This window comes from Mycobacterium shimoidei (assembly GCF_900417275.1).
GTDB classification, from domain to species: domain Bacteria; phylum Actinomycetota; class Actinomycetes; order Mycobacteriales; family Mycobacteriaceae; genus Mycobacterium; species Mycobacterium shimoidei.
On the sequence record NZ_UEGW01000001.1, the window covers coordinates 3,643,308 to 3,656,044 of the forward strand.

Below are 12,737 nucleotides of genomic sequence, written 5' to 3' on the forward strand. Positions count from 1 at the left end.
TCGAGTTATTACAAGCTATTTTGTAGAAAATTCGATTGGAACACCGATATCACTTCGGAAATTCGGATACAGATATCGCGCGCCCCGCTCGTCGGGTTGCCATGTGGCCCCTGAACAGGCGTTCTTATGAGCTACCTAACAGATACTTTTAGCCCTCCGGACGCCAATGGCCTGTTCGCGTGGAGTATGGTCGGCCGCGTGACGACCACCGACGCTAATGATGCTGACGGCCATGTTGATTCACCACAATCCCCACGATCAGGTACCGCGACGTTGGCGGTCGGTACACCGCTGACGTTCGACCCCGACTATCGCAGCGAAGTCCACCCCGCCGAGGAAGACAGCATCGATGTCGAAACCTACGGCGGCGGGTTCGACCTCACCCGGCGAGCCACCGCACCCAAGCTGCGGGTCGGCCGTGACAAGTGGTTCAACCTGCTGTGGCTGATCCCCATCGGATTCGCGGGTCTGGTCGCCGCGGTGGCGATCGGCAAAGGGCTCTACAACATGCCCGCGGTACAGGATTTCATTGAGCGCTACCCCGGCGTCGACGACCGCCACGTCCGCCCGGGCATGCCGGGCTGGCTGGGCTGGACCCACTTTTTCAACCTGTTCCTGATGATCTTCATCATCAGAAGCGGGATCCAGATCTTGTGTGACCACCCACGGCTCTACTTCAGCCGCAACGCCACCCCGGGCAAGGACGAGTGGTTGCGGGTGGGCCCGCCGGTCCCCGACGACGAGCTGTGGACGGCCAACGCCGACACCGTCGCGCTGCCTCCACAATTCGGGCTGCCCGGCTTCCGGCACTCCATCGGGCTGGCCCGCTGGTGGCACCTGGGCATGGATGTGCTGTGGTTGCTCAACGGGCTGATCTTCTACGTGCTGCTGTTCGCGACCGGTCAGTGGCGCCACATCGTGCCGACCAGCTGGGACGTGTTCCCCAACGCCGCGTCGGTGGCGATCCAATACCTGTCGGTGTCGCACTGGCCGGCCGACAACGGCTGGACCGCCTACAACGGTCTGCAGCTACTCGCGTACTTCACCACCGTCTTCATTGCCGCGCCGGCCGCGTTGATCACCGGTTTGGGCATGTCGCCGGCGCTATCACAGCGAGTGCACTGGCTGAGCACACGGCTGAGCATTCAGCACGCGCGCTCGCTGCACTTCTTGGTGCTGGTGTACTTCCTGTTCTTCATCGTCGTTCACGTCACGCTGGTGTTCGCGACCACCGCACTGCGGAACCTCAACCACATGTTCGCCGCCCGCGACGACGACAGCTGGATCGGCTTCGGGATCTTCACGGTGGCCATGGTGGTGTGCGCGGTGGCCTGGGTGTGGGCGACGCCATTCACGATCAAGCATCCGCGTGTGGTGCAGCGGGTGGGCTATGCGCTGGTCGGCCCGTTCCAGCGACTGCTGGAAAACCTCAACCCCAAGCCGGGCGCCTTCACCGAGAAAGACATTTCCCCGCACCACTGGCGCAACGGCCGCCTGCCGGAAACCGTCGAGTACAAGGAGTTGGAGGCCAACGACTTCAAAGACTGGCGGCTGCGGGTCTACGGGCTGGTCGAGCACCCGATGGAGTTCTCGCTCGACGACCTCAAGGCATTGCCCTACCACGAGCAGATCAGTCAGCACTTCTGCATCCAAGCCTGGTCGGGTGTCGCCAAATGGGGTGGCGTGCAGATGAAGACGATCATGGACATCGTCAAACCGCTGCCCGAGGCCAAGTGGGTGGTGTTCTACTCGATGGGCCTCGGCGCGACCGGCGGCATCTATTACAACGCCCATCCCATCGACCAGATGGGCTACCACATGACCATGCTGGCCTACAACATGAACGACCAGCCGCTCCCCTACATGCACGGCAAGCCGCTGCGGCTGCGTAACGAATTGCAGCACGGCTTCAAACTGGTCAAGTGGATCAAGGGAATTGAGTTCGTCGCCGACTACCGCGAGATCGGAAGCGGCTACGGCGGCTACAGCGAAGACCACAAGTACTTCGGGCGCCACCAGACGATCTGACGCGGCCACCGTCGCCGCTTTCGGTCACGGACTGGCCAGCAAGGTGGCGAACTTTGCGGCCAGCCAAGGCTTGCGGCCGCCGGCCCGCAGCCTGCCGCGGAGGATCTGCGGCCATTGCGGCACGCGATCAAAACCGAGCAGCAGGAAGGTGACCGGGTCGGCGGTGATGACGCAGTCGGCCTTCTCGCCTGCCGTGGTGACGGTGCCGGCACCGTTGTCGATTGCGATCCGATAGCGTCCGCCGCCGCTCATCCGCAACTCAAAGCTGGCGCGCAGATTCTGGGTTCGCGACGGCCGCAAGTACTTTGGCGTGAGCGCCAGTACGGCGGGTATCACGGGCAGTGCGTCCTCGCGGCTGATAACCCATCGCCGGCCGGCCGCGCGCGCGATGTCCAGCCCGTGCACCAACTGCTCGCCGAGCAGCAGACACGTCATGACTGCCGGTTCGAGCACCAGGCTGTCGGCGGTCAGGATCGCGGAGTGCTCAGACGGGTCGAGCCCGGCGGCCACGGCCAGGTACTTCGCGGCCGTCTCCTCCAGCATGTCGGCCAGACGGCGCGGGTCACGTTCGCGGACCTCGTCGAGATGGCCGGCGTTCACCGCGGTCCGCAGCCGAGCAGGTGACCCGTCCGGCAGCTCGGTGACGGACGCGCTGCCGGCCACGTGCGCGGTCAGTGCCGCGGCGTATTCGCCCATATCGCCGACTACGTGGGCGGCCACCTCGCCGGCGGTCCAGGCCAACCCGGGCACCGGCGCCGCGGGATCGTCGACGCTGCGCCACAGCCGGGCCGTGCGTTCTACGGCGTGATATAAGGCGGCCCTGGTACGGGCATCGGCGCGGCGGACCTCGTCGACCGGCCCTGCGGGCAGTACGGGGACAGTTGTCATCGGAAACGACCTCCATCGGGATGCGACCTGAGATAATGCTACTATTCCACATAATGTTGCTATGTCAATAGGCTGGTGCGGTCTTCGTGCAGGGAGCAAGAGCATGTCCGAATCGACACCACAGCCGTCGTCGCTGCGCGCCCAGCAGGTGGCTCAGACGCGCGACGCGCTGATCCGCGCTGGCCGGGAATTGTTCGGGCAGAACGGTTTTCGTCAGACGTCTGTGGAGGATCTGGCCCGCACCGCCCGGGTCACGACCGGCGCGTTGTACCACCACTTCCCCACCAAGACCGCACTTTTTGAGGCCGTTTTCGAGCACGCGCACACCGAGCTGATGAGCGCGTCGATGGAGGCCGCCCAAGATGCGTCCGACGAACTCGACGAGCTGGCCCGCGGCTTCGACGCGTTTTTGGACGCAATCCTGGAACCGGACCTGCAGCGCATCTTGATTCTCGACGGCCCCGCTGTGCTCGGCTTGGCCCGCTACACCGAATTGGACGAGCGCTATGCCTTCGCGGTGATCGTCGAAGCGCTGCGGGCCGCGACCGACGCCGGCACGCTGCGCGTCGATGATCCCGAAACCATCACCCGGCTGCTGCTGGGCGCGTTGACGCGCGGCGCCATGCTGATCGCGAATTCGGCGGATCCTGTCGCGACGCGACATGCCGTGGCGCAATCCATGCGCGCGTTGCTCAACGGCTTCACCCCAGCCTGAGCACTCACGCCACGACGCGGTCAGCGCAGCGCGGCAAGGTTGTTCACGGATTTACGGATGTCGGATTGCAGCACGCGGGCGACCAGCCGGCCGACCGGCCCGTTGAGCACCCCGCCCTTGAGCTCGGCGCTCAGATCGAACCTCGACCCCGAATCCTCGGCGGTGACCGTCAACTTCACTTTGATGCGGATCCCGCCGCGGCCACGGCCCTTTAGCTCCACCTCGTGCGGCTCGTCATAGCGGGTGACCGTCCAGTGGATGACGTTGCGGAATCCCCTCACCTTGATGCACGACGACACCGTGGTGCCCTGTTCGATGTGGGTCGGAACCTCGCTGCGCCAGCCGTGGAAAATCGTCATCCACTCCTGGAAGCGGTGCAGATCCGAAGCCAGCTTCCACGCCGATTCCGGCTCAAGGTCAGATGACGTCGAGACATCTACTCGTGCCATCTGGGGTCCATACCCGGTTGCGCCGACAGGGTAAACCGTCTAACTGCCCCACTCACCGAGTTGTTGGGCGACGTCGATGACTTGCGCCGCTTGTGATTGCGGGGAATCGATCTCCTCTGCGACGTAATGCGCGATGAACCGCCGGATTTCGCCGTCGACGCCGGCGATGATGCGCAACACCTCACCACGGATGGACTTCGACGAGACCTGGACGGTGATATCGGAAGACCGGGGCTTGGCGACTTCGACCACCACCAGCAGCGGCTTGGCGGCGCGGGCGACGGCACGCAACTCGATGTCACCGTCGACTAAGAACCGCTGCTTGTCCAGCCGGAGGTCCACCAACAGGTCGATCGCCAGCGGGATGTGGATCGTGAAGGTGATCAGGTCGTCGACGTGCCGCTTGACCTGGGCCTGTTGGATCTTGACTTTGGCGCTGACCTTCGCGATCTTGCCCGGTCCCTGAGCAATCGGCTCCATCTCGAACTCGCTGCCGGAGACCTGCGCGAAGGCTTGCGCAACGCGCTCTTCGGTCACGGCTTCCTCGAAGAACAGCCGCCCGAAATCTTCGTAGGTCATGTAGTCGAAGGTCTGCATAGGTTGATACCGTCTCACGTCCTGGTCTGCGTCGACCGCTGATCCGATCGTGTCGCCTCGATGGTGTCGCCGCTTCGCGCCGCGGGTAAACCACCGCTGTGAACAGGGAGCCAGCCCGATGAGGCTGCGCAGAAGTACCGTCGGCGGCCCGGGATTTCGGCGGGTTCGGCGTGGCCGCGGATTCTCCTATATCGATGGACAGCGTGAGCCGGTCGACGACCCAGAAGTGCTGGCCCGCATCGAAGCACTAGTGATTCCTCCGGCCTGGAAGAACGTCTGGATTTGTCCGCACCCGAGCGGCCACATTCAGGCCGTGGGCACCGACGCCGCCGGACGCCGCCAGTATCTCTACCACGAAAAGTGGCAGACCGAGCGGGCCGAGGAGAAATACGACCGGACGTTGACGCTGGCGAAATGTCTGCCGGACTGGCGCGCCCGAATCATCGCCGACCTGCGCGGCCGTGGTCTGGGACGCGACCGCGTTCTCGCCGTGGCCCAGCACCTGATCGATCGAGGCTATTTCCGCGCCGGCGGAGAGGAATACGCACAAGAAAACGGCAGCTTCGGGCTGGCGACGCTGCTGCGCGACCATGTCCAAGTGCACCGGGACAGCGTGGCCTTCGACTATCCGGCTAAAAGCGGTGTACGACAGGCGATTTCGCTGGATGATCCGTTAATCATCCGGGCGGTCCGGTCATTGCTGCGCGCCGAAACCAGGATCCCCCGTCTGTTGGTCTACCGAACCTCGGACGGCTGGCACGAGGTGCGCGCCGACGATCTCAACTCGCGGTTCCGTGAGCTCGTCGGTGACGAATTCAGCGTCAAGGATTTACGGACGTGGCACGGCACAGTGCTGGCCGCGGAGGCCTTCGCGACCGCCTCCGAGCCCACGTCGAAAACCGCCCGCCGCCGCGAAGAGGCGGCGGTGATGCGGGCAGTGGCCGAGGAATTGGGAAACACACCCGCCGTAGCGCGCGGCTCGTATGTGGACCCGCGGGTTGTCACGGCATATGAGCAAGGGATCACGATTGCTCCCGCCCTGCGTCGAGTCAAGCGCGAGCGAACCGCGTTGGGACGCCAGCACTTGCTCGAGCGGGCGACCGCGCGGATTATCAAACGCGTTGACCGCGGTTGATAATTGAATCAGCAACTGCCGTCGGTCGCGCAAGCAATTTGCGAATAATCGTGATCTGCATTACGTTCGCGATTTCGGAAGCGAAACGATAAGAGCGATACGGCATCACAGGTCAGCTGAACATCTTTCGCCACCAGCAGTTTTAGCGCTGTCAGTGTAGCCCAGATCATGATTTGGCACCAAAAGTGATGGGCTTCACAAATTTTGATTGCCCCTGCTAGCTGTTGTTAGCGTCGCGCCCCATGTTTGTGTTAGCAACGCTGATGACCCTTATTCAGCAGGTTTCGGGCACCCCGTATGTCCGGGGTGGGGATTCGCCTGCCGGAACGGATTGTTCCGGTCTGGTTTCCTGGGTCGCTAATGCGGCCACCGACCGACCGGTTTTCGGCAGCAGGTTCAACACCGGCAACGAGGAAGCCGCACTGTTGGCGCGCGGGTTCCAGTACGGCACCGCGCCGGGCGCGTTGGTGATCGGCTGGAATAGCCACCACACCGCGGCGACGCTGCCCGACGGCACCCCGGTTTCCAGCGGTGAAGGCGGCGGCGTGCGAATCGGTGGCGGCGGCGCTTACCAGCCGCAGTTCACCCACCACATGTTCTTGCCGGTCGACCCCGCCGCGATGGAGGATGCCCCGCCGCCGGCGGAAGGCTTTGTTCTGGCCGATGCTGTCGCACCGGAACCACCCGCACCGGAACCGCCTGCCCCGGAAGCAGACCCGGCCCCGGCTGAGCCAGTGGACGCGGAAGCACCTGCACCGCAGGATGATCCGGCACCGGCCGACGAGCCGGCCGGCATGCAACCCGGCATGGAGGTATAGCCGCCCTCACTGCAGAAAGCGCTGGGTGTACGAGGTGAAGCGACTGGTCAGGTCGCGCATATCAAGTCCGAACAGTTCGGCCGACGTCGCGACCTGGCCGAGCCGGCCGCGGCGGTGACCTGCCAGATAGTCGGTCATCGCCGCACGCGCCTCGGGCGTAACCGACTCGTCGGCGAGGTCGTAGACGCGTTCGGCGACACCAAGCTCGTCGGCCATGAAATCGTCGAAGCGAATGTCAACCGAGCGCTCCGGTGAAATGAGATCGCGGTCGCGTACCAGCGCGGCCAGCATCGCGTCGAGCCGGTCGACCCACGACGCCGCGATTTCGTTGACCGGCACCGGTGAACGATGCATCCGTGCCGAGTAGGTGATCATTGCGACCATCGACAAAACCACCGGTACGGGGTCGCGGTGGGTACACACCACGACCACACCGGGAAAGACCCGATCTAGCACGGGTAACTGCTCGAGGTGTTGGGGCGACTTGAGCAGCCAGCGACGCCCACCCCGCAGGAATTGCAGCGCTTTGAGCTGAAGGGCCAGGTACTCATAGGCCGGGGTCTGGTCGTGGGCCAAGTAATAGTCGCGCCACCGGGGTACGTGCGCGAGGGTTTCGAACAGCATCGACGAGAAGGCGTTGGCCAGCAGCTGGATTTCCTCGTGCACATGGTCGGTGGTCATTTCGTGCATCAGCCGAAAGTGCGGCATCACCGCGTTCATGAACTCGACGGCGGCGTCCATTCGGGTTCGGCGCGGATCGGGTTCGACACCGACCTCGGTTGGCAGCGGGAACGGCTCGACGCTTTCCCAGTACGGGAGCGTGCGGAAGGTGCCGGCAGCGGCGAGCAGATTGTGCAGGTGGGTGGTGCCGGTGCGGGGCAGGCCGGCGATCACCACCGGCGGGGCCAGCTCGATGTCCTCGATTTCGGGATGCCGCTTCAGCAGGTCGGTCAGCAGCAGCCGGTTCTTGAGCCATTGCAGTAATTGCGCGTGCATGTTGACGATGCCCGGCCCGTGCAGGTCGGGGATCTCATGCAGCGCCGCCAGGTACACATCGAGGCGCTCGCGATAGTCATCGGGCCCGAAATCATCGAGATCGGTCTCGGCGGTGGCCTTGGCGTGCAGCGCCTCGGCATCCAGGTCGCAATCCGGCGCCATCGCCGCCATTAGCTGGCGGATCTGCTCGATCTCCGGGGAGAAGCGGGGTTCGGCCAGGTCATCGAGGTGGACGAGGCTGGTGGTCGTGTCGGTCACGGCGACTTATGTTACTTTGAGTTCCGTAATGACGACGGAAATTGGCCGACCTCGCGACAAACGCATCGACAACGCGGTACTGCGTGCGACGGTCGAGCTGCTGGGCGAGACCGGCTATGCCGAGCTGTCGGTGGATGCGATCGCGCGACGGGCCGGCACCAGCAAGCCGGCCATCTACCGGCGGTGGCCCGGCAAGGCGCATCTGGTGCACGAGGCGGTGTTCCCGATCGACGAGGACACCACGCTGCCCGAGACCGGATCGTTGGCCGGTGACGTGCGGGAGATGGTGCGCCGCACCGCGGCCGTTCTGACCACCCCGGCCGCCCGGGCGGCGCTGCCCGGCCTGGTCGGCGAGATGGCCGCCGATTTGACCCTGCACTCGGCGCTGCTGGAACGCTTCGCCGGCATCCTGTCGCGCGGTCTGACCGAGCGCCTGCAGGACGCCGTTCGACGCGGGGAGGCACGCCCCGACGTGACCGCCGCCGAGGTGGTCGAGGCCGTCGCCGGCACCACATTCCTGGCGCTGCTCACCCGCGGCGACGCGCTCGACGACACCTGGGTGGACCGCACCTCGGCTTTCATCACGAGAGGAATCGCCGCATGAAACACGCGCCGGCGACGATGCAGAGCGCAGCGATGAGAAGGAGCGGCGCATGAAACACAACTCCACCGCCGCGTGGCATGAATTGCTGGACACGCTGGGCGACCTCGATCGGTCGTTTCTGGAGGGCGATCGTGCCGTCACCGACGAGCGCCACGTCGCCGACGGCTACCGGATGCTCGCCACCACCCTGGGCGTGGCGCTGGATACCTATCTGTTCGCTGATCCGAGCCGGCCGATGTTCGTCGACGTCAACACGCCGTTTCGGCGTGATCGTCGCTGGGGCGGCGACAACACCGACGCCTACTACAGCATCTGCCCGGTGGATCCCCAGCGCCGCTACCGCATCAGCGGCAACAAGGGTGACAGTGTGTACTTCTCGCTGACCGCCTACAACGAGCCTTCGCCCGGGGCCTGGTCGGATCGGATCGTGGCGATCGTACGCGACGACGATCTCGACATCGACGCGGCGGGCAACTTCTCCTTCGAGCTGGGGCCGACGCCGGACGCCGCGGTGCTGATGACCCGCGACTATCAGGCCGACCCGCTGACCGGCCGCCCGGTGACCTGGCGCATCGAGGCGCTCGACGAGCCCGACCCGATACGGCACGGCGATGCCGAGACCGCTGCGGCGTTGCGCGCCAGCGCCGCCTGGCTGCGCACCATGTTCGCGATCGTGCCGCTCGCCGTCGGGGTGCGCGTCGATGACAAGCATGCGCTTGGTCACGAAGTAGCCCATGTTGCAAACCAATTCGCGGAGCCTTATCAGGTGCCTGACGCAAACTTCGGCTGGTCGGCGCGCGACGCGTGTTACGCCTACGGCAGCTTCGTGCTGGCCGAGGATGAGGCGCTGGTGGTCACCCACCGTCCGCCCGCGTGCAGGTTCTGGAACCTGGTGGTGTGGAACCAGTTCATGGCCACCCACTGCGTGACCGACGCACGCAGTTCGATCAACGGGCACAGCGCCGTCCTCAACACCGACGGGACGGTGACCATCGTCATGTCCCGCGGCATGACCTCGCACCCGAATTCACTGACGACGTTGGACTATCCACGCGGAAATCTGGCGTTTCGTTGGTTTCTTGCCGATGCGGTGCCCGCCCGGCCGGAAGCGAAAGTGGTGAAGCTGTCCGACGCGCCGACGGCTGTGACACATGAGTGACAGCGCCATCGAGATCACCAATCTGATCTACACCTACGCCGAGCTCTTGGACAGCGGTGATTTGGACGGTGTAGCACGGCTTTTCGAGCACGGCCGCATCTGCGGCGTGGAGAACGGTCCGCCGGAAACGGTGTTCGCCGGCCCGACAAGGGTGCGGGAAATGTACGAGATGGCCACTCGTATCTACGAAGACGGCACCCCGAAGACCAAACACAACACCAGCAATGTGCAGCTGCACATCGATGAGGCGGCCGGGACCGCGCGCAGCACCTCGTACTACTGCGTCACGCAAGCCACCCCCGACTTGCCGTTGCAAGTGATTGTCACCGGGCGCTACAAGGACACCTTCCAGCGGCTGGACGGCACCTGGTGGTTCGACACCCGCATCATGTTCGTCGACCAGGTCGGCGACGTCAGCCAGCACCTTAAGTTCTGAACGCGTCTGCCAGCCGCTAGTGCAAGACGACCGGGTCGCCGGTATGAATAGTGCCCTCTACCAACACCTTCAGGTAAACCCCGGCGCACGGCAGCTTCGCCGGTCCCACCCGGTTCTCGGCAACCGGCGTGCGAAGCGCATGAGGGGCGCGCGGCAACGAGCCATGCTCGAGCGTGGGTAACGCGCACCGAGACGTGGGCTTCAAAACGCGTAGGCGGGTCTCACCGACGCTCACGTCCCTATCCACCCACTCGTTTTCGGCGTAGGGCGGGTAGTCAGGCGGGGTGGCGATCACCAGGTTGGGCCGGTAGCGCAGTGCCTCGGTGCCGATGTGCTGCACGGTGGCCGTCGTAATCGCATGCAGCGGAGCGAGATCGGTGAACGAGTCGCCGGGCGTGGCCTGGGCGATCTCGAGGATCTGACCCGCAATGTCTGCGTCCTCGCCAAGCTCCAGCACCTTCTCGGGGTCGGGGCGTTCCAGACTGGCGCCCTGCGGCCGCTTGCTGACCAAGGTGACCGGCCGTCCCACCAATTCGGAAAGCAGATCGTCGATGCCCGGATCGTCGGCGGCCACACTCGCTCCGTCGGGCAGCCGGATGCACACGCCGTCGCCGTCGCCGCCGCTGGCGGTGAACTGCAGAAGCCTGCGCCACAACCGGGGCTGCTTAGCGCTGGCCACTCGGTTGGTCTCCGCGTCGACGAGAGCCAGCCGCCGGTCCCCCGCCGCGCCGCGTTCGTCGACAAACATGGACGTCAAGACCTCGCCGAGCATCGACTTGACCGGATAGCGGCGCAAACTGTCGACCCGCATCTGGCCTGTCACGGTTGTCAGTATGCGCTCAGCGCCGCGCCAGCAGCCAGGCCGCGCCGCCGCCTTCCCCTGCTGTGATCACATCGAGCTGCCCGAAAGCCGCGGTCAACTCGCCGGCGGCGGCTCGAAACGGCCCCGGGGCCGCCGCCCCGACTTCGCTCAGCGCGGTGATCGCCAATAGGCCGCCGGGCGCCAGGCGCCGGATGATCGCCGCATCGAGACGGCGGTCCCGGAATCGGTTGCACACGATTACCTGCACCGCCGGGCCGGGCGGTAAGCCGTGGTCGAGGTCGACCACCTCAAACCGGCACCGGTCGTCGACGCCGCAGGCCCGGGCCAGATCCCGCGCCTGGTCGATCGCCACCGCGGAGACGTCGAGTCCCCACACCGCCATTCCCCGACGGGCCAGCCAGACCGCTGTCAACCCTTGCCCGCACGCCAGATCAAGCGCCTGCCCCGTCGTCGGGAACATGTCGGCGAAGCCGGTGAATGCCTCGGGTGGGCCTATTGCGTCGCCTGCCGGCGGTCCGCTGGCCGTGTACTTCGCGTCCCAGCGGGCGCGGTCCCGGTCGGTCAGAATGCCTCCGGATCCTGCTGGATTTCGACCGGCACCGGATGGCGATACAGTCGCGACGCGTTCTCCCACGTGATCTGACGAATCACGTCCGCCGGCAGATCTCCGATCTGTTCATGGATGGTTTGTTGGGTGTGCGGCCAGGTGGAGTCACAATGCGGATAGTCGGCTTCCAGCATGATGTTTTCCGTGCCGATTCGGTCATGCTGTACGAACGACGATTGGTCTTCCACTGCGCAGAACCAGAAGTTACGTGTGAAAACCTCTGCGGGAGTAAGACTTTCACCCAGTTCCTGCCAGGTGCCATACATCTCGTGGTAGCTGAGCATGTGGTCGAGCCGGTCCAGTAGCCCTGCCACCCAGCCGATCCCGCCTTCGGACAGGCAGATCTTCAGTTCGGGAAACCTGCTGGGCAGACCGGAGTACAGCCAGTCGACCGCCGCGTAGATGGCGTAGGCGAAAAACAGCACACCCGGCACGTCCGGCGGCGCGTCCTCGGTGGTGGACGGCGACGAACCCGACGAACCGATATGCAGGTTCACCACGGTGCCGGTCTCGGCGCACGCCGCCATCATCGGATCCCAGTGACCGGAGTGAATGCTCGGAAGCCCCAGCGCCGCCGGGTTTTCGCTGAATGTGATAGCGCGGAATCCGCGATCGGCGTTGTCGTAGATCATTTTCGCGCCGAGTTCGGGATCCAGCAGCCAGGGCAGTTGACACGGGATGATCCGGTCCGGATAGGACCCCGCCCATACCTCGAGATGCCAGTCGTTCCAGGCCCGGACCGATGCCAATGCCAGGTCGCGATCAGAGGTCAGCTGTTGGAGCCGTTGGCCGGCGAACCCGGGCAGGAATGACGGGAAGTTCAGCGACGCGTAGACACCGTTGAGGTCCATATCCTTGATGCGGGCATGGATGTCCCAGGCGCCCCTGCGCATTTCGTCGAAGCGAACCGGCTCGAAACCATACTCGGAAACCGGCCGGCCGACCACGGCGTTGAACCCGACATTGGGAAGTTCCTGCCCGTCATAAATCCAGGTCTGTCGACCGTCGTCGGCGTCGACGACCTTGGGTGCGCGGTCGGCGAACTTGCGCGGGAGGCGTCCGGTGAAGGTGTCCGGCGGTTCGACGATGTGGTCGTCGACGGAAATCAGCGTGTAGCGCCTCTTCGCCCGCGGCGGGTCGGGCAGAAAGGTGACCGACCGCTCGGCACCGGTTTTGGCGGTGGTGAAGTTCAGGTTGCTGGCCAGCTCGTCGATCGATTTCACT

Annotated in this window: 14 protein-coding genes; 7 read left to right on the forward strand and 7 right to left on the reverse strand. The window is 64.8% G+C overall.

Features of this window, described 5'->3' with window-relative positions; all coding sequences use genetic code 11:
• Positions 1 to 198 precede the first annotated feature (198 nt).
• Complete coding sequence (locus MSP7336_RS17580) at positions 199 to 2,028, forward strand: molybdopterin-dependent oxidoreductase (protein WP_232321104.1); 1,830 nt, start codon at positions 199 to 201, stop codon at positions 2,026 to 2,028.
• 24 nt (positions 2,029 to 2,052) lie between these two features.
• On the opposite strand, the gene MSP7336_RS17585 is transcribed toward MSP7336_RS17580, so the two are convergent.
• The gene (locus MSP7336_RS17585; RefSeq protein WP_181786829.1) at positions 2,053 to 2,916 is read right to left on the reverse strand and encodes a maleylpyruvate isomerase N-terminal domain-containing protein; all 864 of its coding nucleotides are present in this window, start codon (positions 2,914 to 2,916) and stop codon (positions 2,053 to 2,055) included.
• Positions 2,917 to 3,019: 103 nt separating this feature from the next.
• On the opposite strand from MSP7336_RS17585, the gene MSP7336_RS17590 reads away from it, so the two are divergent.
• Positions 3,020 to 3,631 (forward strand): TetR/AcrR family transcriptional regulator, encoded by a 612-nt coding sequence (locus tag MSP7336_RS17590; RefSeq protein ID WP_181786831.1) that lies wholly within the window; start codon positions 3,020 to 3,022, stop codon positions 3,629 to 3,631.
• 20 nt (positions 3,632 to 3,651) lie between these two features.
• On the opposite strand, the gene MSP7336_RS17595 is transcribed toward MSP7336_RS17590, so the two are convergent.
• Both MSP7336_RS17595 and MSP7336_RS17600 read right to left on the reverse strand, forming a co-directional pair.
• Complete coding sequence (locus tag MSP7336_RS17595) at positions 3,652 to 4,080, reverse strand: type II toxin-antitoxin system Rv0910 family toxin (protein ID WP_069397474.1); 429 nt, start codon at positions 4,078 to 4,080, stop codon at positions 3,652 to 3,654.
• Between the two features lie 39 nt (positions 4,081 to 4,119).
• Positions 4,120 to 4,677 (reverse strand): hypothetical protein, encoded by a 558-nt coding sequence (locus MSP7336_RS17600; RefSeq protein WP_069397475.1) that lies wholly within the window; start codon positions 4,675 to 4,677, stop codon positions 4,120 to 4,122.
• Positions 4,678 to 4,795: 118 nt separating this feature from the next.
• Between MSP7336_RS17600 and MSP7336_RS17605 the strand changes: the two genes are divergently transcribed.
• Positions 4,796 to 5,812 carry a DNA topoisomerase IB gene (locus tag MSP7336_RS17605; RefSeq protein ID WP_113964229.1) on the forward strand — a complete coding sequence of 339 codons (1,017 nt, stop codon included), beginning with the start codon at positions 4,796 to 4,798 and terminating at the stop codon, positions 5,810 to 5,812.
• Between the two features lie 242 nt (positions 5,813 to 6,054).
• Positions 6,055 to 6,630: a glycoside hydrolase gene (locus tag MSP7336_RS17610; protein WP_069397477.1), complete on the forward strand. Its 576-nt coding sequence runs from the start codon at positions 6,055 to 6,057 to the stop codon at positions 6,628 to 6,630.
• A gap of 6 nt (positions 6,631 to 6,636) precedes the next feature.
• Here MSP7336_RS17610 and MSP7336_RS17615 read toward each other — a convergent pair whose 3' ends face one another.
• Positions 6,637 to 7,884 (reverse strand): sulfotransferase family protein, encoded by a 1,248-nt coding sequence (locus MSP7336_RS17615; RefSeq protein WP_113964230.1) that lies wholly within the window; start codon positions 7,882 to 7,884, stop codon positions 6,637 to 6,639.
• Between the two features lie 28 nt (positions 7,885 to 7,912).
• Between MSP7336_RS17615 and MSP7336_RS17620 the strand changes: the two genes are divergently transcribed.
• The 3 genes from MSP7336_RS17620 to MSP7336_RS17630 are packed head-to-tail and all read left to right on the forward strand — an operon-like array spanning position 7,913 to position 10,083.
• On the forward strand, positions 7,913 to 8,488 hold the full coding sequence (locus MSP7336_RS17620; protein ID WP_069397479.1) for a TetR/AcrR family transcriptional regulator: 576 nt from the start codon (positions 7,913 to 7,915) through the stop codon (positions 8,486 to 8,488).
• A 49-nt stretch (positions 8,489 to 8,537) separates the two neighbouring features.
• Positions 8,538 to 9,647: a DUF1214 domain-containing protein gene (locus MSP7336_RS17625; RefSeq protein ID WP_113964231.1), complete on the forward strand. Its 1,110-nt coding sequence runs from the start codon at positions 8,538 to 8,540 to the stop codon at positions 9,645 to 9,647.
• Positions 9,640 to 10,083, forward strand: coding sequence for a nuclear transport factor 2 family protein (locus MSP7336_RS17630; RefSeq protein WP_069397481.1), 444 nt, complete (start codon positions 9,640 to 9,642; stop codon positions 10,081 to 10,083). The genes MSP7336_RS17625 and MSP7336_RS17630 overlap by 8 nt, the downstream gene beginning before the upstream one ends.
• Before the next feature lie 16 nt (positions 10,084 to 10,099).
• Here the strand turns inward: MSP7336_RS17630 and MSP7336_RS17635 are convergent, their stop codons facing one another.
• From MSP7336_RS17635 to MSP7336_RS17645, 3 genes are read right to left on the reverse strand one after another with little or no spacing between them, the layout of a single operon-like run.
• A complete protein-coding gene (locus tag MSP7336_RS17635) occupies positions 10,100 to 10,894 on the reverse strand; it encodes an MOSC domain-containing protein (RefSeq protein ID WP_113964232.1) in 795 nt (264 codons plus the stop codon).
• 28 nt (positions 10,895 to 10,922) lie between these two features.
• Positions 10,923 to 11,471 carry a class I SAM-dependent methyltransferase gene (locus MSP7336_RS17640; protein WP_069397514.1) on the reverse strand — a complete coding sequence of 183 codons (549 nt, stop codon included), beginning with the start codon at positions 11,469 to 11,471 and terminating at the stop codon, positions 10,923 to 10,925.
• Positions 11,468 to 12,736 carry an amidohydrolase family protein gene (locus MSP7336_RS17645; protein WP_069397483.1) on the reverse strand — a complete coding sequence of 423 codons (1,269 nt, stop codon included), beginning with the start codon at positions 12,734 to 12,736 and terminating at the stop codon, positions 11,468 to 11,470. The genes MSP7336_RS17640 and MSP7336_RS17645 overlap by 4 nt, the downstream gene beginning before the upstream one ends.
• Position 12,737 lies beyond the last annotated feature (1 nt).